Genomic DNA, 25,477 nt, shown 5'->3' with positions numbered 1-25,477 from the left:
AATCGCCCGCGCGCTCAGCAAACCCAGAGCAGGGTGGTGGCGAGTTCGTCAAACAGCCACGCGGCATAGGAGCGCGGCGCGAGGATCCCGAAGCCCTGCGCGGATTCGCGAAACAGGGTCACCGCCACGCCCGACAGGCTGCTTTGCGCCACCGCCCCGGGCGGGAAGCGAGTATCGCCGAGGTCGGGCCGCCAGTGCCGCTCGAGCACGGATCGCGCGCTCTCGCCCTCCAGCGCGATCATGGCCCAGAAGCCAGTCTGGTCGACGGCGTGGAAATTCGGCGTCAAGGTGAGCGCGGGGCAACGGCCGATCAGCAGACCGCGCTCGCGCGACGGGCGCAGGAGCACGGCCCCCGCCCTTGTGAGCGCACTTTGCCCGATCGCCGGCAGCGGCCCGAGGGCCGCCTCGATCGCGGCGGCGAGGGCCGCGGGATCCTGCGTGCGCAACACCAGCGTCTGCACCGCTTCGGGCGCACGCGGCGCGAGACGGGTGCCGCCGATCTCAACCGGCGCGGCGGCGATCGCCGGGGTTGGGGTGAGACGGTATTCAGCCACGTTGCCGTGCTCCTTCCGGGTCGATGAACTGCGGCGGCACGATCTCGACCTCCACCTCGGTATCGCCGATGGCATCGACAGCGCAGAGCCGCGCCCCGATCCGCGCCTCGCCGTCGTTCAACAGCGCAAGCCCGATGTGATGGCCGAGGGTTGGTGAGAACGCCACAGAACTGATCCAGCCCAGGTCATGCGTTTGGGTTCGCGGGGCGGCCGGCTCGAGGAGATGCGCGCCGGCGCTGAGCGGCTGCGTTCTGTCGGTCGGTCGCAGGCCCACCAGCCGAGCGGTTTCGGCCCCGTCGATGCGGGTCTGCCCGGCGAGGGCGCGGCCGATGTAGTCCTTGCCTTGCGAAGCCATGCGGCCGAGCCCGAGATGCTTGGGCGCGGTCTGGCCGTTGAGTTCCGGCCCCGACACGTGGCCTTTCTCGATCCGAAGCACGTTCAGCGCCTCGACGCCGTAGGGCGTGACCCCCAAATCGGCGCCCGCCGCCATCAAAACTTCCGCCAGCGCCGCGCCGAAGGGGGCGGGCACCGCCAGTTCGTAGCCAAGCTCGCCCGAAAACGAGATCCGGAACAGCCGCGCCGGGGTGCCGCCGCAAACCGTCAGCGTGGCGCAGGCCATGAAGGGAAAGGCCGCATCGGAGATGTCGAAGGGCGCATCCACCAGCCGGGCGAGCAGCGTGCGCGCTTTCGGTCCAGCCACCGCGATCTGCGCCCAGCCGTCGGTATCGGCAACGAGGTGAACGTCGAGTTCCGGCCGCAGGCACTGGCGGACGAATTCGAGGTGCTGGAAGACCGGCCCGGCATTGGCGGTGGTGGTGGTCATCAGGTAGTGGTTCTCGCCCAAGCGCGCGGTGGTGCCGTCATCCATCACGATCCCGTCTTCGCGCAGCATCAACACGTAGCGCACCCGGCCCACGGGGAGCTTGGCAAAGCCGTTGCAATAGACGAAGTCGACGAACTCCGTGGCGTCGCGGCCCTGGATGTCGATCTTGCCGAGCGTCGAGACATCGCAGATGCCGACGCCCGCGCGCACTGCGATCACCTCGCGGTCGACCGATGCGCGCCAGCCGCTCTCGCCCGCCCGCGCGAACCACTCGGCGCGCAGCCACAACCCGCTTTCGACGAAAGAGGCTCCACGCGCCGCCGCCCAATCATGCGTCGGGCTGCGACGCACCGGCTTGAACCCGTGCCCGCCCTCGCGCCCGGCGAGTGCGCCGAGGCTGATCGGCACGTAGGGCGGGCGGTAGCGGGTGGTGCCGGTCTCGGGGATGCTGCGCCCGGTGTGCCCGGCCATCAGGGCCAGCGCCAGCATGTTCCCGGTCTTGCCCTGGTCGGTGGCCATGCCGAGCGTGGTGTAGCGCTTGAGATGTTCGACCGAGCGGAACCCCTCGCGGTGGGCCAGCCGGATGTCCTTGGTCGTCACGTCGTTCTGCAGATCGACCCAGGCCCGGCCCCGCCCCGGCGAAAGCTCCCAGATCGGGGCGGGCGGGTGTTGCGCGTTGTCGGCCGCGAAGCCGGGCGCGTCGGGCACCGTGAAGCCGCAAGCCTCGGCCGCCGCGCGCCCGGCGCCGCCCCCCTCGGCAAGGCAGTCGCGCAACCCGAAACTGCCGCCCGCCGCCCCGGCGACCGCGAGCCCCTCGGGCAGCACCTCCCCCGGCACGAAGGCCTGGATATCGTCGCGCCAGAGCGGCTTGCCGTCGCGGTGCACGGCGAGGTGCAGGTTGGGCGACCAGCCGCCGGAGACGGCGAGCGCGTCGCAAGCAATCCGGCGTCCGTCCGCGAGGGTTAGCGCCCGCAGCCCGCGCCGCCCCCTTGTGGCGACCACGGCGGGATCGCGCCGCGCGTCGATCACCGCCGCGATGTCGAGCCCGGACGCTTCCAGTTCCGCCGCCAGCGCCGCGCCGCCGTCGTGATTGGCGAGGATCGCGACCCTTCGGCCCGGCGCCACCGCCCAGCGATTGACGTAGGCCTGCACCGCGCCCGCGAGCATGATCCCGGGCCGGTCATTGCCGGGAAACACCAGCGGGCGCTCGGTGGCCCCTGCGGCCAGCACGATGCGGCGGGTATGAACGCGCCAGAGGATCTCGGCCGGCTTGTCGGCGGCGCGGGCGTCGGGGGCGACCTGCTCCAAGACGCCGGTAATGCCGTGATCGTAAAGCCCGAACGCCGTGGATCGCGGCATGAGCCGGACGTTCGGCATCGCGGCAAGTGCCTGCCACTGCGCCGCTGCCCAGTCCGCCCCGCGCGCGCCGTCGATCTCGTGGCGCTCGGCGAGCAGGCGCCCGCCGGGGCGAAAGCCCTCGTCGGCGAGGATCACCCGCGCACCGGCCTGACCGGCAGCGCGGGCGGCGGCGAGCCCGGCCGGCCCGGCGCCGATCACCAGCACATCGCAATGCAGGTGGCCCTTGTCGTAGAGCGTCGGGTCCGCCCCGGCCGGCAGGCGGCCAAGCCCGGCGGCCTTGCGGATCAACGGCTCGTAAAGCCGTTCCCAGAAAGCTTTCGGCCACATGAAGGTCTTGTAGTAGAACCCGGCACCGAGGAAGGACGCGAGCAGGTCGGTCACCGCCAGCGGGTCGAAGCCGAGCGGGCCGAGGTGGTTCTGGCTGAACGCCGCGATCCCGTCGGCAAGCTCGACCATCGTCGCGCGGCTGTTGGGCAAGGCGTTGCGCCCCATGCCCAGCGTCACCAACGCGTTGGGCTCCTCGCTGCCGGCGGTGAAGATGCCGCGCGGGCGGTGATACTTGAACGAGCGCCCCACGAGGCGCACGCCGTTGGCGAGCAGCGCGGAGGCCAAGGTATCACCGGCGAAACCCCGGTAGCGGCGACCATTGAAGGTGAAGCCGAGCGGGCGGTCGCGGTCGACCAGCCCACCGGGCAGGCGAAACGCCCCGCTCATTTGCCCGCCCTCCGCGCCCGCGTCACGTCGCTGGCCAGTTCAACGGCGGTGATCTCGTGCGTTGCCGTGTTGCGGGTGACCACCAGCCAGGAGAGATCGCCCGCCGCGTGGAACCAGAGCTCGCGGTGCAGCCCCGCCGGGTTGTCGCGCATGTAGACATACTCCGCGAAGCGCGCGGCGGCGTCTTCGCCAAGCCCGTCGGGGCGGTCGAGCAGGCTGGCGTCGCCGAGATAGGTGAACTCGTCGCTGTCGCGCGGGCCGAGCAGGGGGTGGTCGATGATCATGGGCCCTCCTATTGCAGGTTCGGCGTCGGGCCGTGGCCGGTTTCGTCGATGACATGCCCGCGCGCGAAACGGTCGAGCCGGAAGCCCGTGGCCGCCTCGTGCGGCGTGTCGGTGGCGAGCAGGTGGGCGAAGACCAGCCCCGAGCCGGGGGTTGCCTTGAACCCGCCGTAGCACCAGCCGCCATTGAGATAGAGCCCCTCGACGGGGGTGCGGTCGATGATCGGCGATCCGTCCATCGTCATGTCCATGATCCCGCCCCAGCTTCTGAGCAGCCGGGCACGCGCGATCATCGGCATCATCGACACCCCGGCGGCGGCGACATGCTCGACCATCGGCAGGTTGCCGCGCTGGGCGTAGGAATTGTAGCCGTCGAGATCGCCGCCGAAGACCAGCCCGCCCTTGTCGGACTGGCTGATGTAGAAGTGCCCGACGCCGAAGGTGACGACGCCGGGGATGACGGGCTTCAGCCCCTCGGTGACGAAGGCCTGCAGGACGTGGGACTCGATCGGCATCCGCAGGCCCGCCATCTGCATCAGCCGCGAGGTATTGCCCGCCACCGCGACGCCGACCTTGCCCGCCGCGATGGCCCCACGCGTGGTCTCGACGCCGAAGATCTTGCCGCCGCGGATGTCGAACCCGGTGACCTCGCAGTTCTGGATGATGTCCACCCCCAGATCGGAGGCCGCGCGGGCATAGCCCCAGGCCACCGCGTCGTGGCGCGCGGTGCCGGCGCGGGGCTGCAACAGCCCGCCCCTGATCGGGAAACGAGCGTTGTCGTAATCGAGAAACGGCCAGTCCTTCTTCAGCGCCTTGGCATCGAGATAGACCGCACCCTCACCGGACAGACGGATCGTGTTGCCGCGCCGGATGGCGGCGTCGCGCTGGGCGTCGGAATGACACAGGTTGAGCACGCCGCGCTGCGACATCATCACGTTGTAATTGAGATCCTGCTCCATCCGCTCCCACAGCCGCAGCGACAGCGCATAGAACCCCTGGTTCGAGGGCAACAGGTAGTTGGCGCGCACGATGGTGGTGTTGCGCCCGACATTGCCGCCGCCGATCCAGCCCTTTTCGAGCAGAGCCACGCGCTTCTGCCCATAGGTCGCGGCGAGCTGGTAGGCGGTGGCGAGCCCGTGGCCACCGCCGCCGATGACGACGATGTCATAGGCCGGCTGCGGGGCGGCATCGCGCCAATGCGGCGTCCAGCCGCGATTGCCGGTCAGCCCCTCGCGCAACAGCCGCAATGCCGAAAACCGTCCCATTGGCCTCTCTCCACCGCGCCGCCGGATGCCGCGGTCCACCCCATGGAAATAGTATTGGACAAAAATGTCTAGACGGAATCGCACACCCGATCTACCGTCGCCCGAAACATCTGGGCCTGTCAGGGAGGGCGCGATGAAATCGCATTACCGCGTTGTGGTGATCGGCGGCGGTGTCGTCGGTGCCTCGGTGCTCTATCACCTCGCGAAACTGGGCTGGAGCGATGTCTGCCTGATCGAGCGCGACGTGCTTACCGCCGGGTCGAGCTGGCATGCGGCGGGCGGCATACACGCGCTCAACGCCGATCCCAACATCGCCGCCCTGCAGGGCTACACGATCGACCTTCTGTCGGAGATCGAGGCCGAAAGCGGCCAGTCGATCGGGCTGCACATGACCGGCGGCATGCATCTCGCCGGCACGCCGGACCGCTGGGAATGGCTGCAAAGCTCCTACCGCCGGTTCCAGTCGATCGGGATCGAGGATGTGCACCTGATCACCCCCGAGGAGGCGGGCAGGCTCAGCCCGGTGCTCAACACCGAGGGCATCCTCGGCGGCATGTGGGCCGACCGCGAAGGTTACGTCGACACCACCGGCACGGTGCATGCCTATGCCATCGCCGCGAAGAAGCGCGGCGCCACGGTGATCGAGCACAACCGGGTGCTGGAGTTGCACCAGGTGCCCGAGGGCTGGCAGGTGGTGACCGAGAAGGGCACGATCAGCTGCGAACACGTCGTCAACGCCGCCGGGCTTTGGGCCAAGCAGGTCGGCCGGATGGCCGGGATCGAGCTGCCGCTGTCGCCGCTCGCGCACCACTACCTCGTCACCGAGACCATCCCCGAAATCGCCGCGCTCGAGAGCGAATTGCCGATGGTGGTCGACCTGGAGGGCTTCACCTACTCGCGGCAAGACCAGAAAGGCATGCTCGTCGGGATCTACGAGATCGACCATATGCACTGGATGATGGACGGCGCGCCGTGGAGTTACGGCATCGAGCTTCTGCAGGAAGATCCCGACCGGATCGAGAACGAGCTGATGGCGGCCTTCCACCGCTTCCCGGTGTTGCAGACGGCGGGGGTGAAAACCTGGGTGCACGGGGCGTTCACCTTCTCGCCAGATGGCAACCCGCTGGTCGGCCCGGTGCGCGGGGTGCCCGGCTACTGGTGCGCCTGCGCGGTGATGGCGGGCTTCCTGCAGGGCGGCGGCGTCGGCAAGAGCCTCGCCGAGTGGATGATCCACGGCGAGACCGAAGCGGACGTGTTCGGCATGGACGTGGCCCGTTACGGCGACTACGCCCAGAACAAGGAATACATCCGCCAGACCACCGGCCAGTTCTATTCCCGCCGCTTCGTGATGACCTACCCCAACGAGCAATTGCCCGCGGGCCGCCCGCTCAAAATGGCGCCGGCACATGACGCGATGAGCGCCGCCGGGGCGCGCTGGGGCGAAAGCTGGGGGCTGGAAGTGCCGATCTACTTCGCCCCGGAAGGCTTCGAGGAAACCCCGACGCTGAAACGCTCGAATGCCTTCGATCTCGTGGCCGAGGAGGTGAAGGCCACGCGCTCGGCGGTGGGGTTGCTCGATATCGCGGGCTTTTCGCGCTTCAAGGTCAGCGGCCCGAACGCCGAGGCCTTGCTCGACCGGATGATGGCCTGCGCCCTACCCCGGCCCGGCCGCGCGAAGCTCGCGCCGATGCTGAGCGAAAGCGGGCGGCTCAAGGGCGATCTCACCCTGTTCAACTGGGGCGACGGCAGTTGGTGGATCATGGGCTCCTACTACCTGCGCGAATGGCACATGCGCTGGATTAATGACCATATGGAACCCGGCGTGCATCTCACCGACATCTCCGACGCCATGGTGGGCTTCAGCCTCTCCGGCCCGAACAGCCTCAAGGTGCTGGAAAAGCTCACCGACGGCCCGATCGCCGACCTCCCTTTCATGGGCTGCGGCCGCTTTGATATCGGGCTGATCCGCGCCCGGATCGGGCGGCTTTCGGTCACCGGCGAGCTTGGCTACGAGATCAACTGCAGCGCCGCCGAACATATTGCGCTGCGCCGGGCCCTGCTCGACGCCGGGGCCGATCTGGGCATGCGCGAAATCGGCTTCGAAGCCCTCGGCAGCCTGCGGCTGGAGAAAAGTTTCGGCATCTGGTCGCGTGAGTTCACGCAGATCTACACTCCCGGCCAGACCGGGATGGATCGCTGGATCGCCTGGGACAAGGACGCGTTCATCGGCCGCGAGGCGGCCCTGGCCGAACGCGACGGCAACGGCCCGGCACAGGTGATCGCCACGCTGGAGATCGACGCGACCGACGCCGACGCCAGCGGTTACGAGCCGGTATGGCACGACGGCCGCCGGGTGGGCTTCGTCACCTCCGGCGGCTTCGGTCACTGGACCGGAAAATCGCTCGCGCTGGCGATGATCGACCGCGACTGCGCCGCCGAGGGCACCGCGCTCTCGGTGCACGTGGTCGGAGCCGAGCGGGCGGCGCGGGTGATCGCCCCCTCGCCGCATGACCCCGAAGGCGTGGCAATGAGGACGACATGAGCGGCACCGGCCAACCCCGCGCACGGCGGCGCGGCGCCCGTGCGCGCGGCGCCGAGGCCCCCGCGCGAGAAGTGAATTACCGCGCGTTGCGCAACCCCTTTCCGGTGATGAAGGCGTTTTCCGACGACCGGATCGAGGCGATCCACGAGGCCGCGCTCTCGGTGCTCGAGGACGACGGCATCATGGTTCTGCTGCCCGAGGCCCGCGCGATCTATCGCGCCGCCGGTGCGCAGGTGGACGAGGGCACACAGATCGTGCGGATCGGGCGCGAGATCGTCGCGGCAGCGCTCGCCACCGCGCCCGCCTCGATCAACCTGCGCGGCGCGGTGCCCGAGCGCGACGTGCTGCTGGAGCTTGGCCGACTTGTGTTCCAGCCCGGCGGCGGCGCGCCCCACGCCACCGATCTCGCCCGCGGCCGCCGCCCGGGCCTTGGCCGGGATTTCCGCGAACTGGTGCAAATCTCGCAGCATTTCGATGCGTTCCAGATGATCTCCTCGCTGGTCGAACCGCAGGATATCGAACCGCATCTGCGGCATTACTTCACCATCGAAGCCAAGCTGACGCTGTCGGACAAGGCGCCCTTCGTCTATGCCCGCGGCACGCCGCAGGCGCTCGACAGTTTCGAGATGCTGCGCGATTTTCGCGGCCTCAGCGACGACGCCTTCCGCGCCGAGCCGTGGAGCTACACGATCATCAACACCAATTCGCCCCGCGCGCTCGATATTCCGATGGCGCAGGGGCTGATCGACTTCGCCCGCCACGGCCAGCTTTGCATCGTGACGCCGTTCACCCTGATGGGCGCGATGGCGCCGATCACGGTGGCGGGCGCGATGGTGCTGAGCCACGCCGAGGCGCTCGCGGCGATCACGCTCACCCAACTCTCCCGGCCCGGCGCGCCGGTGCTCTATGGCACCTTCACCTCGAACGTCGACATGAAGTCCGGCAGCCCGGCCTTCGGCACGCCCGAACAGTTCACTGCCTCGCTCGCCGCCGGTCAGCTTGCGCGCCATATCGGCCTGCCGTTCCGCAATGCCAGCGGGTCGGCGGCCAATATCGCCGATGCCCAGGCGGCGAACGAAAACCAGTTCGCGCTCTGGGGCAACCTGCTGTCGGGCACGACGGTGATCATTCACGCCGCAGGCTGGCTTGAAGGCGGGCTCTCGCTGTCTTACGAAAAGCTGATCACCGACATGGAGGTGCTTCAGATGGTGGCCGAGCTGTGCACGGCGACCTCGGCAAACGACGCGGACCTCGCGCGCGACGCCATCGCAGAGATCGGCGCGGGCGGGCATTTTTTCGGCTGCGATCACACCATGGCGCGCTATCAGACGCAGTTCTACACCCCGCTGGTGGCGGATTGGTCGAACTACGGCCGCTGGCAGGATCAGGGTGGAGTCACCGCCTCGGAGCGGGCTACCGGGGTCTGGCAAGGGATCGTCGCCGCCGACAAGCGCCCCGCCACCGACCCCGCGCGGGTCGAGGCCCTGCATGAATTCATCGCCCGGCGCACCGCCGAGGGCGGCGCCGCGCCGGAGAGCTGAGATGGCCGAGCGCCCGATCCTGCACCGCGACGATCCGCAGAAGGCGCCGCTGGTCGGCCACGTGAAGGTCACCCGCGAAGACTGGCTGAACGTCGCCCGCGACATCCTCGTCTCCGATGGGGTTGCGGAGGTCAAGGTGCTGGCGATCGGCGAGCGCCTCGGGGTCTCGCGATCGAGTTTCTACTGGTATTTCAAGAGCCGCAAGGACCTGCTGAACGCGCTGCTCGACGACTGGGAGGGCCGCAACACCGCCGTGATCGAGGCCCATTGCGCGCTCGACGCGGAAACGATCACCGAGGCGGTATGCAATTTCTTCCGCTGTTTCTTCGATCCCGAGCTGTTCGACCAGGGGCTGGACTTCGCGGTGCGCGAATGGTCGCGGCGCGATGGCAAGGTGCGCAAGCGGATCGACCTTGCCGATTCCGCGCGGATCTCGGCGATCACCGCGATGTTCGAGCGCCACGGCTTCACGCAATACGAGGCTGACGTGCGCGCCCGCATCCTCTACTTCATGCAGCTTGGCTACCATGCGCTCGACCAGGCCGAACCGCTGCGCGACCGGCTCGCGCGCACCGAGGGCTACCTGCTCGGCTTCACCGGCCAGCCGCCGCGCCAGAGCGAGCTTGAGGCCCTGTTCGCCTTCGCCCGGGAAAAGGCCAGGCGCTGAACCATGGCCCTGAGGGCGGATCCATCATGGTCAGGTTCGCTTTTCCGGAATGGTGTCCGCTCAGGCTATCCACGCATTTTCGGCGCAAGGCCCATGTTGCCCGCTGTCTCGCGATCCGCCGCTTGATGCGGGCCGAAGGCGTCGAGGAAGCCCTGGCCGCGAGGGCGGTGGGCGCCCCCGGCCGCAACATGCGCTACCGCTTGCGGCGCGGCGGGGCGTCTCCGCCCTTGTTGTAGGGTTTCGCATTTCCGGTGCGCCGCTTCTTGCTGTCGGGCCGCTCCATGCGCTTCGACGTGTCGGAGGCGCCGGAGCGCGCCTTGCCCCGACCTGCCTCGCCCGCCTTCTTGCCCCGGCCGGATTCGCCCGCCGGTTCGGTCCGCGCGCCGCCTTGCGGCTTTTTCCACGGCTTGCCCCCATCCGGTTTGCGCGCGCCGGTCTGGCGCGGCTTGCGGGGGGTATCCTTCGCCGGCGGTTTCGCCGGTGCGGGCGCGGGCGCCGCGGCTTCTGGCTCCGCCCGCTTCGCGGGCGCGGGGCCTTTCGCGGGCTGCGGCTTGGCCCCCTTGTCCCAGCGCGGCTTGGCGCGCGGGGCATCGCCCTGCGGCGGGGCTTTGCGGAACGGGCGCGGGCTTGCCTCGTCCTTTCTGGCCGGGCGCGGACGTTCCGACGACGGCTCGGGGCGTTGCGGCTTCTCGACGGGACCGTCGAGTTTCTTCGCCCGTATCCCGTCTTCCAGAACGGCGTCGGGGCCGAGCCTGTCGAGCAGGCCCGGCACGGCGACTTCGGCGATTTCCACGAGCGTCGTCTCGGGCTGGACACGGATCTTGCCGATATGCGCCTTGTCGAGGTTGCCAGCGCGGCACAGGAGCGGCAGCAGCCAGCGGGCTTCGGCGCGGCGGTCCTGCCCAACCGACAGCTCGAACCAGACCGAGGGGCCGAAAGGCGCGCGCTCGCCGCGCGGAGCCTTGCCGGTCGGGGCGTTCAGTTCCTCGGGGGCCGACAGGCCGGCCCGGTACAGCCGCAGGCAGGCAGCGGCGATCTGTTCGGGGCTCTTGTCGGCCAAGAGTTTCGCGGCGAAGGCGGTTTCCGCGTCAGACAGTTCCGGGGTCCAGACCGGATCGGCGAAAAGGCGGGTCTCGTCGAGCGTGAAGATCTCTTCCGGGGTGGGCGCATGGGTCCATTCGGCTTCGATCTTGGCCCATTTCAACAGCCGCGCGGCCTTGTTCGCCATCTTGTCGGGCACGATCAGCGCCGAAATCCCCTTGCGCCCGGCCCGGCCGGTGCGGCCAGAGCGGTGCAACAGGCCCTCGGTATTGCTCGGCAGATCGGCGTGGATCACCAGATCGAGGTTCGGCAGGTCGATCCCGCGCGCGGCCACGTCGGTGGCGACGCAGACCCGCGCCCGGCCGTCGCGCATCGCCTGCAGCGCGTGGCTGCGCTCATCCTGGCTCAACTCGCCCGACAGACTGACAACCGCGAGGCCGCGGTTGGCGAAGCGCGCCGACAGGCGGCTGACGGCGGCCCTTGTGTTGGCGAAGACGATGGCCGTGGGGGCATCGTGGAAGCGCAAAAGGTTGATGATGGCGTGTTCGGCATCGGCGGCGGAGACCTGCACCACCTGGTAGGCGATATCGGTATGCTGCGTGCCGCGCCCCAGCGTCGTCACACGGACGGCATCGCGCTGGAATTGCTTGGCCAGTTCGGCGATCGCCTGTGGGACGGTGGCCGAGAAAAGCAATGTCCGCCGATCCGCCGGGGCGGCGCCCAGCATGAATTCGAGATCTTCGCGAAAGCCGAGATCGAGCATCTCGTCGGCTTCGTCGAGCACGATGGCGCGGATATCGCCCAGGTCGAGCGCGCCGCGGGTGATATGATCGCGCAACCGTCCGGGCGTGCCGACGACGACATGCGCGCCGCGCTCCAGCGCGCGCCGCTCCTCGCGCGCATCCATCCCGCCGATACAGGACACCACGCGGGCACCGGCCTTGGCATAGAGCCAGACCAGTTCGCGCTGCACCTGGAGAGCCAGTTCCCGCGTCGGGGCGACAACCAGCGCCAGTGGGGCGGCCGGAGGGCCGAACCGGTCGCCTTCTCCCATAAGCGTTTTCGCGATCGCGAGTCCGAACCCCACCGTCTTGCCCGATCCGGTCTGCGCCGACACCAACAGGTCGGCATCGGCGAGTTCGGGGGCGGTCACCGCCTGCTGCACGTCGGTGAGCGTGTCGAAGCCGCGTTCGGCCAGGGCATCGGAAAGGGTCGAGATCATGAGAGAAGCATCCGTGAGGCCATGCGCCGACATGGCGCGCCAAAGATCGCATCGCTAGGCCAATGGGCGCCGCATGTCTAGGGACAGCCTTGCCGAAGCGTCGAACAAGACCGGTTTTGAGCATTTTTTGCGCGCACGGACGCTGAAAACCGGGCCCCGCCCTAATTCAACCGTTTGCCCGTCTCGGCGCTGAACAGGTGCAGGATGGTCCGGTCGAAGGCGAGCGACATCCGGTCATGGACGAGCTGGTCGGGGGGGAAGGCCGCGACGAGCGGGTGGCCGTCGACGCGGAAATGCCCGAGCTGCTGCGCGCCGAGCGCCTCGACATAGGCGAGCGACACGGCGAGGCCCGGCTCGCCGCTCTTCGCCGGGCGCAGATCCTCGGGGCGGATACCGACCTCGACCTTTTCGTTTCCGGCCACCTCGACCGCGAAGCTCTGCCCGCCGACGTGAAGCTGGCCGCCTTGCAGCGTTCCGGGCAGGAGGTTCATTGCCGGCGAGCCGATGAAGCCCGCCACGAAGGTCGAAACCGGGCGACGGTAAACCTCTATCGGCGCACCGATCTGCTCGATCCGCCCGCCCCTCAAAACCACCAGCCGGTCGGCCAGCGTCATCGCCTCGAGCTGGTCGTGGGTGACGTAGACCGAGGTGGTGCCGAGACGTTTCTGCAGGCTGCGGATTTCACCGCGCATCGAGACCCGCAGCTTGGCGTCGAGGTTCGAGAGCGGCTCGTCGAACAGGAAGGCCGCCGGCTCGCGCACGATGGCGCGGCCCATCGCCACGCGCTGGCGCTGGCCGCCGGAGAGCGCCCTGGGCTTGCGGTCGAGATACTCCCCGATTTCGAGGATGCCAGCCGCTTCATCCACCCGGCGGGTGATTTCATCGCGCGGCATACGGCGGTTCTTGAGCCCGTAGGAGAGGTTCTGGCGCACCGTCATGTGCGGGTAGAGCGCGTAGTTCTGGAACACCATGGCGATGTCACGGTCGGCCGGTTCGAGATTGTTCACGACGCGCGCGCCGATGGTGACGCGGCCCTCGGTGATGGTTTCCAGCCCGGCCACCATCCGCAGCAAGGTGGACTTGCCGCAACCCGACGGCCCCACCAGCACGACGAACTCGCCATCGTTGATTTCAAGGTTGACGTCCGCCACCGCGGCCACGTCGCCGGCATAGGTCTTGCCGACGTTCTCGAGAGTGATCCCGGCCATTTACTTCTCCGTTTCGACAAGGCCCTTCACGAAGAGCCGTTGCATCATGATGACGACGACCACCGGCGGCAGCATCGCCAGCACGCTGGTTGCCATGATGTAGTTCCACAGCGGTTCGCTATCGACCACGTCCGCCATGCGTTTGATCCCGGCGACGATGGTCTGATACTTGTCGTCGGTGGTGACGAGGATCGGCCAGATGTACTGGTTCCAGCCGTAGATGAACAAGATCACGAACAGCGCCGCGATGTTGGTGCGCGACAGCGGCAGCAGGATGTCCTTAAAGAACTTGAGCGGCCCGGCGCCGTCGATCCGCGCGGCTTCCATCAGCTCGTCGGGGATGGTCAGGAAGACCTGGCGGAACAGGAAGGTCGCGGTCGCCGAGGCGATCAGCGGGATCGAGAGGCCAGCGTAGGAATTGAGCATCCCGAGGTTCGAGATGACCTGGAAGGTCGGCACGATCCGCACCTCGACCGGCAGCATCAGGGTGATGAAGATCATCCAGAACGCGGCCTGCCGGAACGGGAAGCGGAAGTAGACGATCGCGAAGGCCGAGAGGATCGAGATCACGATCTTCCCGATGGCGATGGAGAGCGCCATGATCATCGAGTTCTTCAGCATCAGGCTGATCGGCACCGACATCTGCGACGAGACCCCGCCGGTCAGCACGTCGGCGTAGCTGTTGGCGGCGTTGGAGCCGGGCAGCAGAGGCACCACGCCCGAGACGAAAGCCGAAGGCTCATGCGTCGAGGCGATGAAGGCGATGTAGACCGGGAAGGCCACCACCAGCACCCCGGCGATGAGCACGAGGTGGGCGAGAATGTTCAGCCAGCGTTGATTTTCGACCATCTTTGCCCCCTCAGTAGGTCACGCGCCGCTCGATGTAGCGGAACTGGATGACGGTAAGCGAAATCACGATCGCCATCAGGATCACCGATTGCGCCGCGGAGGAGCCTAGGTTCAGCCCGACGAAACCGTCGCGGTAGACCTTGTAAACGAGGATGTTCGTCGCCTGCGCCGGGCCGCCGGAGGTGACCGCGTCGATCACCGGGAAGGTGTCGAACATGGTGTAGACGACGTTCACCACGAGCAGGAAAAAGGTGGTGGGCGACAGGAGCGGCAGGGTGATCGACCAGAACCGTTTGAACGGGCCGGCGCCGTCGATCGCCGCGGCCTCGCGCATCGAGGCCGGGATCGCCTGCAGGCCGGCGACGAAGAACAGGAAATTGTAGCTCACCTGCTTCCAGGCGGCGGCGATGATGACGAGGATCATCGCGTCGCGCTTGATCAGCGAATGGTTCCAGTCGTAGCCGACGCGGTCGAGCAGGTAGGGCAGGATGCCGATGGTGGGGTTGAAGATGAACCACCACAGCACCCCTGCGATCGCCGGGGCGACGGCATAGGGCCAGACCAGCAGCGTGGTATAGACCCGCGCCGACCGGAGCATCCGGTCCACCGCCAATGCCAGCACCAGCGCCAGCACGATGGCGAGCGTGGCGGTCGAGATCGAGAACACCGCCGTCACCTTCAGCGAATTGAGGTATTCGGGGTTGTCTAACAGGCGCTCGTAGTTGCCCAGCCCGATGAAGGTCGTCTTCAGGCCGAACGCGTCTTCGCGCAGGAACGATTGCCAGACCGCCTGTCCGGCGGGCCACAGGAAGAAGATCAGGGTGATCGCAAGCTGCGGAGCAACCAGGAGATAGGGCAACCAGAGATTGCGGAAGATGGTGCGTTTGGTCTGCATGATCTTTGCATGGCAAAGATCCGCGCCCCGGAAGGCGCGGATCGGATTGATGTTTGACGCATTACTTGTTGGCGTCTTCGAAGTCGCGCAGCATCACGTTGCCGCGCTCGACAAGGCTGTCCAGGGCGCCCTGGGCGTCGACCTCACCCGAGAGAAGGCGCTGGAATTCCTCGTCGATGATGTCGCGGATCTGGACATAGCTGCCGAAGCGCAGGCCCTTCGAGTTCGCCGTCGGCGCGTTCAGCGTGATCTGCTGGATCGCGACCTCGGTGCCGGGGTTGGCCTCGTAGTAGCCCTGTTCCTGGCCAAGCTCATAGGCCGCCGAGGTGATCGGCAGGTAGCCGGTGAACTGGTGCCAGTCGGCCTGCACTTCCGGCGACGACAGGTAGCTCAGGAAATCGGCCACGGCCTTGTAGTTTGCCTCGTCCTTGCCCTGCAGAACCCACAGCGTCGCACCGCCGATGATCGAGTTCTGCGGCGCACCCTCGACATCGTCGTAATAGGGCAGCATGCCGTAGCCCACCTCGAAATCGGTGGCATTGGCGACCACGCCGGCGCGCGAGGCCGACGAGTTCATGTAGATCGCGCATTCCTGGGCGTAGAACTTCGGCGCCGAGTCGGCCCCGCCGCCCGGTCCGCCATACTGGAAGACACCGTCCTTCTGCCAATTGGCGAGGTTTTCCCAGTGCTTCACCTGAACCGGGCCGTTCACCACGAACTCGGTTTCCAGGCCGCCGAAGCCGTTCTCCAGCGTGCCGATCGGCTGGTTGTGCCAGGCCGAGAAGTTCTCGAGCTGCACCCAGGAGATCCAGCCGGTGGTGAAGCCGCAGGTCGCGGCGCCGGTGTCGATGATCTGCTTCGAGAAGGCTTCGAGTTCACCCCAGGTTTTCGGCGCCACTTCCGGGTCGAGCCCGGCGGCGGCGAAGACGTCCTTGTTGTAGTAGAGGATCGGGGTCGAGGAGTTGAACGGCATCGACAGCATGTTGCCGTCGGTGTCGGTGTAATAACCGACCACGGCGGGCAGGAAGGCGTTCGGGTCGAAGGGCTCGCCCATGTCGGCCATCAGCTGGTAGACCGGGTAGACGGCGCCCTTGGCGGCCATCATCGTGCCGGTGCCGACTTCGAAAACCTGAACGATCTCAGGCTGTTCGCCCGCGCGGAAGGCGGAGATCGCGGCGGTCATGGTTTCGGTGTAGTTGCCCTTGTAGGTCGGGTTAACCACGTAATCGCTCTGGCTGGCGTTGAAGCCGGCAACGATCTCTTCGAGCTTGGCGCCGAGTTCGCCGCCCATGGCGTGCCACCAGTTGATTTCGGTCTGGGCCTGCGCGGTGGCGGTGGTGGCAGCCAGCGCAAGGGCGGAAACGGTGATATTGCGGAGCATGTTCGCTTTCCCTGAATGGTCCGATTGACCCCGCGTTGTTGCGCCACCTTTGTAACAATCTCGCTGTGCTTTTATTTCATTTCGTTGAAACTCGCAGAGCGGCGCGCAGCGATCCCGATTGCGCGTCAGGCGCCACCACCAAGGCCGCGAAAGGGCGCCGCGACGGGCCGCCCGCGCCCCCCGTGCTCAACCCCGGATTCGCGCCATCGCCGGGTCGAGCAACGGCTTGAGCGCGGCCGTCGCCTTGACGCGCACGCCCGCCACGCCGATCTCCCAGTGCCCGGCCTCGACGATGGCGGCGGTCAGGGGCGCGCCGGCATCGGCGAAACCGATCCCGACAGCCCCGCCCAGCGTGTGGCCATAAGCACCAACCTGGATATGGCCGACCTCGCGGCCATTCAGGTAGATCAGTTCATTGCCGTGGAGCAGCGGCACCGGATCGTCGAGCAGGAATTGCAGCATGCGCTTGTTCGGCACCCCTGCGGCCTTGATCGCGGCCAGCGCGTCGCGGCCGATGAAGCCGCCGGGTTTGTCGAGTTTCACCGCGAAGCCGAGCCCCGCCTCGATCGGGTTGTCGGTGTTGTCGACGTCGACGCCGAAGTCGCGGTAGGCCTTTTCCAGTCGCAGCGAGGCGAGCGTCTGCATTCCCGCGTTGCGGATGCCGTGGTCGCGCCCGGCCTCTATCAGCAGGTCGTAGACCTGCACCGCGTGAATCGCGGGCACGTGCAGTTCCCAGCCAAGCTCGCCCACGTAGGTCACGCGCAGGGCCAGAACCTCGAAGAATCCCACGTCGATGTGACGGGCCGACATGAACGGGAACGCCTCGTTCGACAGATCCGCCTCGCTCACCTTGCCCAGCACCTCCCGCGCCCTGGGGCCATGCAGGTTGATCTGGGTGATGCCGGGGGTCACGTCGGTGATCGTGACGCACGCGTCGGGGCCGGTATGGCGGCGCATCCATGTTTCGGTGTGACCGTGGCTGTTTTCACCCACCACCACGAGGAACTTGCGGTCTTCCAGCCGGGTGACGGTCAGGTCCGCCTCGAACCCGCCCGCCTCGTTGACCCAGGCGGTATAGACCACCCGGCCGGGTGCCACGTCGATCTCGTTGCAGCTCAGCCGGTTCAGCAGCGCGCAGGCGTCGCGGCCCTCGACGAGGAATTTCGCCATCGAAGACATATCCATCACGATCGCGTCTTCGCGCGCGGCGCGGTGCTCTTCGGCGTGCCAGTCCCACCAGTTCTGGCGGCCCCAGCTATAGGCCTCGATCCTCGCCTGCTGCGGCGTGGGCGCGAACCAGTCAGGCTGTTCCCAGCCGTGGCTTTCACTGAAACAGGCGCCCGCCGCCTTCAGCCGGTCATGCAGCACCGATTGCTTGAGGCCGCGCGCGGTCTTGAAGCTTTCGTTCGGGAAATGCGCCCCGAAGCTCTTGGCCAGCAGTTCCGGCGTTCTGGCCCGGCGAAAGGCGGGGGTGTTGTGGCTGCCATCGGCGAAGCGGTCGGCGTTGAAGCCGGTGTGATCGACCGGGCAGCGCCCGTCGACGATCCAGTGCGCCAGCGCCATGCCGATGCCGGGGCCGTTCAGGATACCCAGCGAGTTGAGCCCCGCCGCCACCCAGCAGTTTTGCAAGGCGGGCGCCTCGCCCACCAGCGGTGCGAGGTCTGGGGTGAAGCTCTCGGGGCCGCAGAACAGCTTGCGCAGGCCGGCGTTGGCGGCGGCGGGCACCCGCTTGAAGGCGGTTTCGAGATGCGGGGTGACCCTGTCCCAGTCCGGGTCGATCTCGCCGAAGGAGAAATCTGGGGGGATCGTGTCGATATGCCAGGGCGCGGCGTTGGGCTCGAACAAGCCGATCAGCAGGCCGCCGGTTTCCTCGCGGAAATAGGCCCAGGAATGCGGATCTTCGAGCAGCGGAAGATCGCGGGTGATGCCCTCGAGCGGCTCGGTGATCAGGTAGTAATGCTCAGCCGCCTGCAACGGCAGGTTCACCCCGGCGCGCGCGCCGATCTCGCGCGACCACATGCCGGCGGCGATCACAACGTGTTCGGCGGCGATGTCGCCCCGGCTGGTGCGCACGCCGACGGCGCGGCCATTGCGGGTGAGAATCTCCTCGGCGCTGGTCTCCTCGAAGATCCGGGCACCGCGCGAGCGGGCGCCCTTTGCCAGCGCCATGGTGGTGTCGACCGGGTTGGTGCGGCCTTCAAGCGGATACCAGAAGGCCGCGAGCGTGTTCGAGAAATCGCCGATAGGAAACCGCTCGGCGGCCTCTGCCGGGGAGATCTCGTGCACCTCGATGCCGAAGCGGTTCATGAAGGCCGCGCCCCGGCGCATCTCTTCGAGGCGTTCGGGGGTATCGGCGGGCTGGATGTAGCCGGGCTGGCGGAACCCCGTGGCCTGCCCGGTTTCGGCCTCCAGCCCGGCGATCAGGTTGCGGCCATAGGTGTAGAGCTCGCATTCCCATTCGCTGCCGAGGATGGCGGGCACGATCTCGCCGGCGGCATGCCAGGTGGTGCCCGAGGTCAGCTTGTCGCGCTCGAGCACGATCACGTCGCTCATGCCGAGCTTGGTGAGGTGATAGGCGAGGTTGCAGCCGATCGAGCCGCCGCCGATGATCACGGCCTGGGCCTGGGTGGGGAGGGTTTTGCTCATGTCACGGCTCGCTCTGGATTCGGAAACTCGCCGGAAGCCTAGGATTGACCGGGGCGCGAAATCAAGCGATTGATTGAACAGTCGTTCAATGGATGGATCGCATGGAACGCACGAAAAGCAAGGCGAGACCACGCACCGCCCCGCCCGAGGTGCGGCGCAAACAGCTGATTGACGCCACGATCACCTGCGTCAGCAAATACGGGATATCGGGCACCACGCTCATCGCGGTGACGCGCGAGGCCGGCCTTTCGCTCGGGCTGGCCAACTTTCACTTCAAGAGCAAGGATGCCCTGCTGGCGGAAACCCTGAACGCCCTCGCCGAGGAGCACCGCGCGCTCTGGATGAAGGCGCTGGACCGCCCGGACCTGACCGCCGCCGACAAACTGCGCGCCATGGTCGATGCCCAGTTCCACCCGCGCGTCTGCAGCCGCAAGAAGCTGGCGGTATGGTTCGCCTTCTTCGGCGAAGCGGCCTACCGCAAGTCCTATCGCCTGGGGTCGTCCCATATCGACATCGAGCGCCAGGAGATCAGCGCCGATCTTTGCCGCGAAATCATCGCCGAGGGCGGATATGAGGGGGTCGATCCCGAAGGCGTATCGCATACGCTGGAAAGCCTGTTCGACGGTTTCTGGCTCAACATGCTGATGTATCCGGTGAAGTTTCGCCGCGAGGATGCGGCCCGCCGCGTTTTCACCTACCTCGCCGCCATGTTCCCCGATCATTTCGCCGCTCACGGCTGAATCGTCACCGATTGCCACGGACGATGGGGCACACGTCGGAGCGCGCGAGACCGGGCGAAAAGACCGTGCAGCCAAAGCCCGGGCAGGCTAGGATCGGCCGCGGGAATGGTGGTGATCGACGGCGTGCGGCTGCCGGCGCACGCGGATCACGGTTAACTTGGGAAATGCCGGATGGGATCGTTGCGCGCGTGGTTTGGTGGCAGGTGGCGAAAGACGCCGAGAGACGTGGGGGGCGGGGCAAAAAGCGCGACGCGATGATGCGCGCCCGCCATGCGACTCGCTTCGAGGAGGCCGGCGTCGCAGCGCCGCAGACGCGATATGCCATGTCCGACGAGGTCAAGACCGAGTGGGAAATCCACCTTTTGAGAGAAAAGGGTGGGATCACATATCTTTACAACGACAAGTTTTTCCGCGCGAAAAGATCTCTGCATATCAATATGTCGCCCCCCTATCTCTACTGGTTCTCGCAGACCGACCCGTCGGTGGAGCGGATAAGTTGTGACCTGTCGGACGGGGAATGGCCGGGCTTTGCCCGCTTCACCTACTCGACCTGCTTTGCCGGCAAGGTGCTCGTGCCCGACCAGCATTTTTTCCGCGATCGCGGTTACGCGGAAGCCGAACAGATCGCGGCTGAGGCCCCGGCCTGGGACGAGCGTGGCGATACGATCTACTGGCGAGGGCAGAGCAACAATATCGGGCTGTTCTCGCTGGATCCGGAGCACATCGACAAACCCTGGGTGATGCAACGAGTGCGCCTCGCGATGAAGGCGCGCGATATCGACGGGGTCGATGCCCGTTTCGTTGCCGGGCCGATACAACGTCAGCAGGCACAATGCGAGGCGGCGGGGCTGATCGCCCCGAGCCGTCCCTGGCAGGACTGGGCGGGCGACAAGTATGCGATCGACATCGACGGGTTCACCAATGCCTGGTCGAACCTGATGCAGAGGCTCAAGCTGGGCTGCTGCGTGCTCAAGGTGGAAAGCCAGCATGGCTATCGCCAATGGTATTACGACAAGCTCGTGCCCTTCGAAACCTACGTGCCGGTGAAGGCCGACATGTCGGACCTCGCCGAGAAGGTCGATTGGGTCCGCAGCCACGACCGCGAGGCCCGCGAGATCGCCGCCGCCGGGCAGGCTTTCGCCCGGGCGATGACATTCGAGACCGAAACCCGCGCCGCCGCGCGGATCATCGAAGACAACTGGGCCTGAACCCGCGATCACGACCACAGGCCACGAGGGAGTGGGACCGGCCATGGACCGACGTAAAGACAGAAAAAAACGGGTTCTCGTGACCGGGGGCGCCGGCTTCATCGGCTCGCACCTCGTCGACCGGCTGATCGAGCTGGGCCACGAGGTGACCTGCGTCGACAACCTTCTCACCGGGTCCGAGAGCAACTTCGCGCATCTGGCCGGCCACCCGCGCTTCACCTTCCTGCGCCACGATATCTGCGATCCGCTCTTCATCGAGGTGGACGAGATCTTCAATCTCGCCAGCCCGGCGTCTCCGCCACACTACCAGCGCGACCCGATTGAGACGACCAAGACCTCGGTGCTCGGCTCGCTCAATGTTCTGGGCCTTGCCAAGCGCCACGGCTGCAAGGTGCTGCAGGCCTCGACCAGCGAGGTTTACGGCGATCCCACGGTCGACCCGCGACCCGAGACCTATTGGGGCAACGTGAACCCGGTGGGGCCGCGCGCCTGTTACGACGAGGGCAAACGCTGCGCGGAATCGCTGTTTTTCGACTATCGCCGGCAGCATGGGCTGGAGATCAAGGTGGCGCGGATCTTCAACACCTACGGCCCGCGCATGGCTCCCGACGATGGGCGCGTGGTTTCCAACTTCATCGTGCAGGCGCTCTTGGGCGATCCGATCACGATCTACGGCGACGGCAACCAGACGCGCGCCTTCTGCTACATCGACGACATGGTGGACGGCCTGCTGCGGCTGATGGAAACCGGGCCCGAGGAGGCCGGGCCGATCAACCTCGGCAATCCCACCGCGTTTTCGATCCGCGAACTGGCCGAGCGCGTGATCGCGTTGACGGGGTCGCGGTCGGTGCTGGAATACCGCGATCTGCCGCAAGACGACCCGAGACAGCGCCGCCCCGACATCGGCCGGGCAATCGCAACACTCGGCTGGACGCCGGCGGTCGGGCTGGAAGAGGGGCTGGCGCGCACCATCGCCCATTACCGCGAGATCCTGGTTTCGCGCAGGCGCACCGCCTGATCGGTCGGGCCATCCGGGGCGGGGATCGGCGGGCGCGGCTGAGCCTGATTGAGTTTGCGCGCGATCGGGGCGATAAGGGCCCTCTGGAAACCCTTGGCAGAAAGGCGGCCGCGCCGTCGAAGACGGCCAATGACATGAGCGAATTTCTCGCGGAACTCGATTGCTGCCCCAAACCGATCGGCGCGCTGAGCCGGCGCCGCGATCCTCGCCTTGGCGCGGTTCGGGAATTTCGCATGACCAGCCCTTTCACCATGTTCAACGTGGTCCCCGGTTTGCTTGGCGCCGATGCCTGCGAGGGCGAAACGCTCGATAACAACCATCCCCCCGACCACCCGCTCGACGACCGCAGCGCTAGGTTCAACTGCGTCGGTGGTTTCCGGGTGCTGAAGCGCCAACTGAAGCCCGGCGGCGTCTTCGGCCTGTGGTCAGACAAGATCACGGTCCAGCGCTTCCTCGACCGGGTGGGCATAGCCTGCGCGCGGGCGGAGGCGGGATGACCGCCGCAAGCCCGGACATGCCGCCCATGGCCAGCGCCGCATTCCGCGCCTGCCCGGTCTGCGCCGCGCGGGCGGAGCACTTCCTGTCAATCGAGGAAAGCGACTACTTCCGCTGCCCGGCGTGCGAGGCAAGGTTCCTCGACCCCGCACAGCACCCGGCGCGAGAGGCGGAATACGCGCATTACCTGCACCACGAGAACGACGCGGGCGATCACCGCTACCGCCGCTTCCTGTCGAAGCTGGCCAATCCCCTGCTCGACCGGCTCCAGCCCCGCTCGACGGGGCTCGATTACGGCTGCGGCCCCGGCCCGGCGCTGGCAGCGATGCTGCGCGAGGCGGGGCACGAAATGGCGCTGTATGACCAGTTCTTCGCGCCCGATCCCACCGCGCTCGGCGGGCTTTACGATTTCGTCACCTGCACCGAAGTGGTGGAGCATTTCCACGATCCGGCAGGCGAGTTCGATCTCCTGCGCGGCCTGGTGCGGCCCGGCGGCTGGCTGGCGTTGATGACCTGCTTCCAGACGGAAGACGCCCGGTTCGCCGGCTGGCATTACCGCAAGGACCCGACCCACGTCGTGTTCTACCGCGAAGCCACGTTCCGTCATCTCGCCGCGGCCTGGGGCTGGTCTTGCGTGGTGCCGGTGAAAGACGTGGTGCTGATGCAGCGGCCGGATGCCGGGGCGACTCCGTGACCAGCTGGCTGCACGAGGAACGGCTGCAAGCGGTGCAGCGCGTTGTGCGGGCCTGCGGGGCGACGCGGCTGGTCGATCTCGGCTGCGGCGATGGCGATCTGTTCGTGCGGCTCGCGGTCGAGCCCGGTCTCGACGCGCTGGTGGGCGTCGATATCTGCCCCGTCTCGCTTGAGCGGCTCAAAACGAGGTTGAAGGCGCTCGACGAGCGCGGGCCGCGTATCGAATTGCGCGAAGCCTCGATGACCGAGCCGGCACCCGATCTGGCCGGGTTCGATTGCGCCATCCTCGTCGAAACGATCGAGCATATAGACCCCGACCGGCTGTCGCAGCTGGAGCGGGCGCTGTTTCGGTCGATGCGGCCGGGCACGGTTGTGATCACAACTCCGAATGCCGAGTTCAACCCGCTGCTCGGCGTGCCGCCGAACCGGATGCGCCACCCCGGCCACCGCTTCGAGTGGGACCGGGCAAGGTTCCAACGCTGGTGCCGGCGCGTGGCCGAGGCAGCGGGTTACGATGTGGGCTTCGAAGACATCGCCGGCCGCCACCCCGAGCTCGGGGGCGCCAGCCAGATGGCCGTGTTCGAAAGGCGTGATGCGCATGCAGGCACCCCGAGGGCCGAATAGAGAAGGCACCCGGTCAGCAGGATGACGCCGGGGTCCGGTCCGCTGAACGCAGCACCGACCCCCGCCCGCGTGCCGCTCAGGGCAGCATTTCAGCCAGGGGGCGGCGCGCACGCTGGCGTTGCAACTCGTAATGCCCCAGCGGCGTCCAGCCCGCGAGCACGGTTTCGATCGGGTCGGCACGGAAGGCGGCCCGGATCGTCTGCTCGAAAGCGGGCCGGTCCTTCTTCGGCATCGGCGCGAGATCGAGCGTGATCTGGCCGCCAAGCCCCTTGCAGCGCAACAGCCGCGGCAAGGCGCGGGCAAGCGCGATATTGGCCTTCAGCCCGGCGGCGGGGGAAGTGTCGCCCCCGGTGTTCACGTCGACGGCAATGAGCGCGCGCGTTTGTTCGATATGGGCAAATGCGCCCCCTGAAAGGGGGGCATAGGTGTTGCGCAATATCGCAATCATCTCATCAATGCCGTGCCGGGCGAAGCTGCCCGGCGCATCGTCAAGGTGGTCGGGCACGGCCCAGTCGCGCCAGGCGAGAAGGTGGGCATCGGGCCCGTCGACGAGCAGTTCGGGCTCGCGCCCCTCGGCATCCTCGAGCACGGCGCGGGCGAGATCGCGCATCGCGGCAACATCCTCCGCCACCGCCGCGTCATCGCCCCCGGCGGCCTCGGAGCGCAGGATGAGCCCGGTATCGCCCGCTTCGCCCATCGCCTCGTGCGCGATCTCGAGCAGCCGCACCCGCGCCTCCTCGTCATGAATCCGGCGCGACAGGTTGATGCCGGGCGCACCGGGGGTGACGATCGCATAGCGCGACTTGAACAGGACCTTGGCCGTCAGCGGCACCGCCTTGCCCGGTTCCGCCCAGCCGGTCACCTGCGCGAGCAGCGGCTGGCCGGGTTTCAACCCTTTCGCCTGGCGCAGGAAGCCGGAGCCCTCCGGCAGGCGGACGAACATCCCCCCCTGCCCTTTCATCGGCCGGTCGCAGATCGCGCGGTAGATCGCGCCGGGGCGGGCGCTGGGATCTTCCGGGGCGGGATCGACCAGGAAATCGTCGAGCTGGCCATCGACAAGCCGCGCCGCGGCCTTGCGGCCGGCGATCTCGTCGAGCGCGATCACGCTGCCTTTCATGCCCAGCCCTCGTGCACGGGGTAGCCCGCCGCCACGAGCAGCGCGGCGGTTTCGGCGACGGGCAGGCCCATCACCGCGGTATAGCTGCCCTGGATCCACGGGATGAACGCCCCGGCCGGGCCCTGGATCGCGTAAGCCCCCGCCTTGCCACGCCAGTCGCCCGAGGCGAGATAGGCGGCAAGCTCGGCATCGCTGAGCCGCTTCATCTTCACGTTGGTGACCACGTCGCGGGCGAAACTCCCGCCCGCGTTGCGCACCACCACAGAGGTGATAACCCGGTGGCGCCGCCCCGAAAGCCCGCGCAGGAAGGCAGCGGCTTCGCGCTCATCGGCGGGTTTGCCAAGAATGCCCCGGCCAAGCGCCACGGTGGTATCGGCACAGAGCACCACCTCGTCCGCGCCCACCTGCATCGCCGCGGCCTTTTCAGACGCGATGCGGCGGCAGTAGTGCAGCGGGGTTTCGCCCTTTACCGGGGTTTCGTCGATCTCGGGGGGGCGCACCGCGTGGGGCGTTATCCCCAGCGTTGAAAGCAGTTCGGCCCGCCGAGGCGAGCCGGAACCGAGAATCAGTTTTGGTGAGCGGGCTTCACCCACG

At 67.4% G+C, this 25,477-nt stretch carries 21 protein-coding genes; 9 read left to right on the top strand and 12 right to left on the bottom strand.

The features are described 5' to 3' along the window. Positions 1-14: 14 nt before the first annotated feature. Genes IEW01_RS05350 through IEW01_RS05335 form a run of 4 tightly spaced genes read right to left on the bottom strand, consistent with a single transcriptional unit; the run spans position 15 to position 4,996 of the window. On the bottom strand, positions 15-554 hold the full coding sequence (locus IEW01_RS05350; RefSeq protein WP_188526541.1) for an aminomethyltransferase family protein: 540 nt from the start codon (positions 552-554) through the stop codon (positions 15-17). Further along, complete coding sequence (locus IEW01_RS05345; RefSeq protein WP_188526540.1) at positions 547-3,450, bottom strand: sarcosine oxidase subunit alpha family protein; 2,904 nt, start codon at positions 3,448-3,450, stop codon at positions 547-549. The genes IEW01_RS05350 and IEW01_RS05345 overlap by 8 nt, the downstream gene beginning before the upstream one ends. Beyond that, a complete protein-coding gene (locus IEW01_RS05340) occupies positions 3,447-3,734 on the bottom strand; it encodes a sarcosine oxidase subunit delta (RefSeq protein ID WP_188526539.1) in 288 nt (95 codons plus the stop codon). The genes IEW01_RS05345 and IEW01_RS05340 overlap by 4 nt, the downstream gene beginning before the upstream one ends. An 8-nt stretch (positions 3,735-3,742) precedes the next feature. Next, positions 3,743-4,996 carry a sarcosine oxidase subunit beta family protein gene (locus IEW01_RS05335; protein ID WP_188526538.1) on the bottom strand — a complete coding sequence of 418 codons (1,254 nt, stop codon included), beginning with the start codon at positions 4,994-4,996 and terminating at the stop codon, positions 3,743-3,745. A 133-nt stretch (positions 4,997-5,129) separates the two neighbouring features. Between IEW01_RS05335 and IEW01_RS05330 the strand changes: the two genes are divergently transcribed. From IEW01_RS05330 to IEW01_RS05320, 3 genes are read left to right on the top strand one after another with little or no spacing between them, the layout of a single operon-like run. After that, entirely contained in the window at positions 5,130-7,538 is a 2,409-nt protein-coding gene (locus IEW01_RS05330) for a GcvT family protein (RefSeq protein ID WP_188526537.1), read from the top strand. Next, entirely contained in the window at positions 7,535-9,079 is a 1,545-nt protein-coding gene (locus IEW01_RS05325) for a trimethylamine methyltransferase family protein (RefSeq protein ID WP_188526536.1), read from the top strand. The genes IEW01_RS05330 and IEW01_RS05325 overlap by 4 nt, the downstream gene beginning before the upstream one ends. 1 nt (position 9,080) lies before the next feature. Further along, positions 9,081-9,746 carry a TetR/AcrR family transcriptional regulator gene (locus tag IEW01_RS05320; protein ID WP_188526535.1) on the top strand — a complete coding sequence of 222 codons (666 nt, stop codon included), beginning with the start codon at positions 9,081-9,083 and terminating at the stop codon, positions 9,744-9,746. A 193-nt stretch (positions 9,747-9,939) separates the two neighbouring features. On the opposite strand, the gene IEW01_RS05315 is transcribed toward IEW01_RS05320, so the two are convergent. The 6 genes from IEW01_RS05315 to IEW01_RS05290 all read right to left on the bottom strand — a co-directional run bounded on the left by IEW01_RS05315 (position 9,940) and on the right by IEW01_RS05290 (position 18,988). After that, positions 9,940-12,009, bottom strand: coding sequence for a DEAD/DEAH box helicase (locus IEW01_RS05315; RefSeq protein ID WP_188526534.1), 2,070 nt, complete (start codon positions 12,007-12,009; stop codon positions 9,940-9,942). Between the two features lie 161 nt (positions 12,010-12,170). Then, on the bottom strand, positions 12,171-13,217 hold the full coding sequence (ugpC, locus tag IEW01_RS05310) for a sn-glycerol-3-phosphate ABC transporter ATP-binding protein UgpC (protein WP_188526533.1): 1,047 nt from the start codon (positions 13,215-13,217) through the stop codon (positions 12,171-12,173). After that, positions 13,218-14,066 (bottom strand): sn-glycerol-3-phosphate ABC transporter permease UgpE, encoded by an 849-nt coding sequence (gene ugpE / locus IEW01_RS05305; RefSeq protein WP_188526532.1) that lies wholly within the window; start codon positions 14,064-14,066, stop codon positions 13,218-13,220. Between the two features lie 10 nt (positions 14,067-14,076). Then, a complete protein-coding gene (gene ugpA / locus IEW01_RS05300) occupies positions 14,077-14,961 on the bottom strand; it encodes a sn-glycerol-3-phosphate ABC transporter permease UgpA (RefSeq protein WP_188526531.1) in 885 nt (294 codons plus the stop codon). A gap of 61 nt (positions 14,962-15,022) precedes the next feature. Next, positions 15,023-16,342 carry a sn-glycerol-3-phosphate ABC transporter substrate-binding protein UgpB gene (gene ugpB / locus IEW01_RS05295; protein ID WP_188526530.1) on the bottom strand — a complete coding sequence of 440 codons (1,320 nt, stop codon included), beginning with the start codon at positions 16,340-16,342 and terminating at the stop codon, positions 15,023-15,025. Between the two features lie 186 nt (positions 16,343-16,528). Further along, a complete protein-coding gene (locus tag IEW01_RS05290; RefSeq protein WP_188526529.1) occupies positions 16,529-18,988 on the bottom strand; it encodes a GcvT family protein in 2,460 nt (819 codons plus the stop codon). Between the two features lie 101 nt (positions 18,989-19,089). On the opposite strand from IEW01_RS05290, the gene IEW01_RS05285 reads away from it, so the two are divergent. From IEW01_RS05285 to IEW01_RS05260, 6 genes are all read left to right on the top strand, one after another. Beyond that, a complete protein-coding gene (locus tag IEW01_RS05285; RefSeq protein WP_188526528.1) occupies positions 19,090-19,728 on the top strand; it encodes a TetR/AcrR family transcriptional regulator in 639 nt (212 codons plus the stop codon). 437 nt (positions 19,729-20,165) lie between these two features. Next, the gene (locus tag IEW01_RS05280) at positions 20,166-20,936 is read left to right on the top strand and encodes a glycosyl transferase family 90 (RefSeq protein WP_188526527.1); all 771 of its coding nucleotides are present in this window, start codon (positions 20,166-20,168) and stop codon (positions 20,934-20,936) included. Positions 20,937-20,979: 43 nt separating this feature from the next. Further along, complete coding sequence (locus IEW01_RS05275; protein ID WP_188526526.1) at positions 20,980-21,954, top strand: UDP-glucuronic acid decarboxylase family protein; 975 nt, start codon at positions 20,980-20,982, stop codon at positions 21,952-21,954. Between the two features lie 134 nt (positions 21,955-22,088). Further along, positions 22,089-22,451 (top strand): hypothetical protein, encoded by a 363-nt coding sequence (locus IEW01_RS05270; protein WP_188526525.1) that lies wholly within the window; start codon positions 22,089-22,091, stop codon positions 22,449-22,451. Next, the gene (locus IEW01_RS05265; protein WP_229738080.1) at positions 22,448-23,143 is read left to right on the top strand and encodes a class I SAM-dependent methyltransferase; all 696 of its coding nucleotides are present in this window, start codon (positions 22,448-22,450) and stop codon (positions 23,141-23,143) included. Before IEW01_RS05270 ends, IEW01_RS05265 begins: the two co-directional genes overlap by 4 nt. Then, positions 23,140-23,766 carry a methyltransferase domain-containing protein gene (locus IEW01_RS05260; protein ID WP_188526524.1) on the top strand — a complete coding sequence of 209 codons (627 nt, stop codon included), beginning with the start codon at positions 23,140-23,142 and terminating at the stop codon, positions 23,764-23,766. The genes IEW01_RS05265 and IEW01_RS05260 overlap by 4 nt, the downstream gene beginning before the upstream one ends. Positions 23,767-23,842: 76 nt before the next feature. Here IEW01_RS05260 and IEW01_RS05255 read toward each other — a convergent pair whose 3' ends face one another. Together IEW01_RS05255 and IEW01_RS05250 are read right to left on the bottom strand one after the other, a co-directional pair. Further along, on the bottom strand, positions 23,843-24,883 hold the full coding sequence (locus IEW01_RS05255; RefSeq protein ID WP_188526523.1) for a ribonuclease E/G: 1,041 nt from the start codon (positions 24,881-24,883) through the stop codon (positions 23,843-23,845). Beyond that, entirely contained in the window at positions 24,880-25,476 is a 597-nt protein-coding gene (locus tag IEW01_RS05250; RefSeq protein WP_188526522.1) for a Maf family protein, read from the bottom strand. Before IEW01_RS05250 ends, IEW01_RS05255 begins: the two co-directional genes overlap by 4 nt. Position 25,477 lies beyond the last annotated feature (1 nt).

The sequence above is a fragment of the Sinisalibacter lacisalsi genome, from assembly GCF_014640115.1.
In the GTDB taxonomy this organism is placed as follows: Bacteria; Pseudomonadota; Alphaproteobacteria; order Rhodobacterales; family Rhodobacteraceae; genus Sinisalibacter; species Sinisalibacter lacisalsi.
Note: the sequence above shows the minus strand (reverse complement) of the source record. Positions and strands in the feature narration are given on the sequence as shown.

Coding starts and splice junctions, on each gene's coding strand:
- IEW01_RS05255 (WP_188526523.1), bottom strand. CDS start 24,883: ATGAAAGGCAGCGTGATCGCGCTCGACGAGATCGCCGGCCGCAAGGCC.
- ugpA (WP_188526531.1), bottom strand. CDS start 14,961: ATGCAGACCAAACGCACCATCTTCCGCAATCTCTGGTTGCCCTATCTC.
- ugpC (WP_188526533.1), bottom strand. CDS start 13,217: ATGGCCGGGATCACTCTCGAGAACGTCGGCAAGACCTATGCCGGCGAC.
- IEW01_RS05345 (WP_188526540.1), bottom strand. CDS start 3,450: ATGAGCGGGGCGTTTCGCCTGCCCGGTGGGCTGGTCGACCGCGACCGC.
- IEW01_RS05325 (WP_188526536.1), top strand. CDS start 7,535: ATGAGCGGCACCGGCCAACCCCGCGCACGGCGGCGCGGCGCCCGTGCG.
- IEW01_RS05265 (WP_229738080.1), top strand. CDS start 22,448: ATGACCGCCGCAAGCCCGGACATGCCGCCCATGGCCAGCGCCGCATTC.
- IEW01_RS05270 (WP_188526525.1), top strand. CDS start 22,089: ATGAGCGAATTTCTCGCGGAACTCGATTGCTGCCCCAAACCGATCGGC.
- IEW01_RS05335 (WP_188526538.1), bottom strand. CDS start 4,996: ATGGGACGGTTTTCGGCATTGCGGCTGTTGCGCGAGGGGCTGACCGGC.
- IEW01_RS05330 (WP_188526537.1), top strand. CDS start 5,130: ATGAAATCGCATTACCGCGTTGTGGTGATCGGCGGCGGTGTCGTCGGT.
- ugpB (WP_188526530.1), bottom strand. CDS start 16,342: ATGCTCCGCAATATCACCGTTTCCGCCCTTGCGCTGGCTGCCACCACC.
- IEW01_RS05315 (WP_188526534.1), bottom strand. CDS start 12,009: ATGATCTCGACCCTTTCCGATGCCCTGGCCGAACGCGGCTTCGACACG.
- IEW01_RS05290 (WP_188526529.1), bottom strand. CDS start 18,988: ATGAGCAAAACCCTCCCCACCCAGGCCCAGGCCGTGATCATCGGCGGC.
- IEW01_RS05320 (WP_188526535.1), top strand. CDS start 9,081: ATGGCCGAGCGCCCGATCCTGCACCGCGACGATCCGCAGAAGGCGCCG.
- IEW01_RS05285 (WP_188526528.1), top strand. CDS start 19,090: ATGGAACGCACGAAAAGCAAGGCGAGACCACGCACCGCCCCGCCCGAG.
- ugpE (WP_188526532.1), bottom strand. CDS start 14,066: ATGGTCGAAAATCAACGCTGGCTGAACATTCTCGCCCACCTCGTGCTC.
- IEW01_RS05280 (WP_188526527.1), top strand. CDS start 20,166: ATGTCGCCCCCCTATCTCTACTGGTTCTCGCAGACCGACCCGTCGGTG.
- IEW01_RS05340 (WP_188526539.1), bottom strand. CDS start 3,734: ATGATCATCGACCACCCCCTGCTCGGCCCGCGCGACAGCGACGAGTTC.
- IEW01_RS05275 (WP_188526526.1), top strand. CDS start 20,980: ATGGACCGACGTAAAGACAGAAAAAAACGGGTTCTCGTGACCGGGGGC.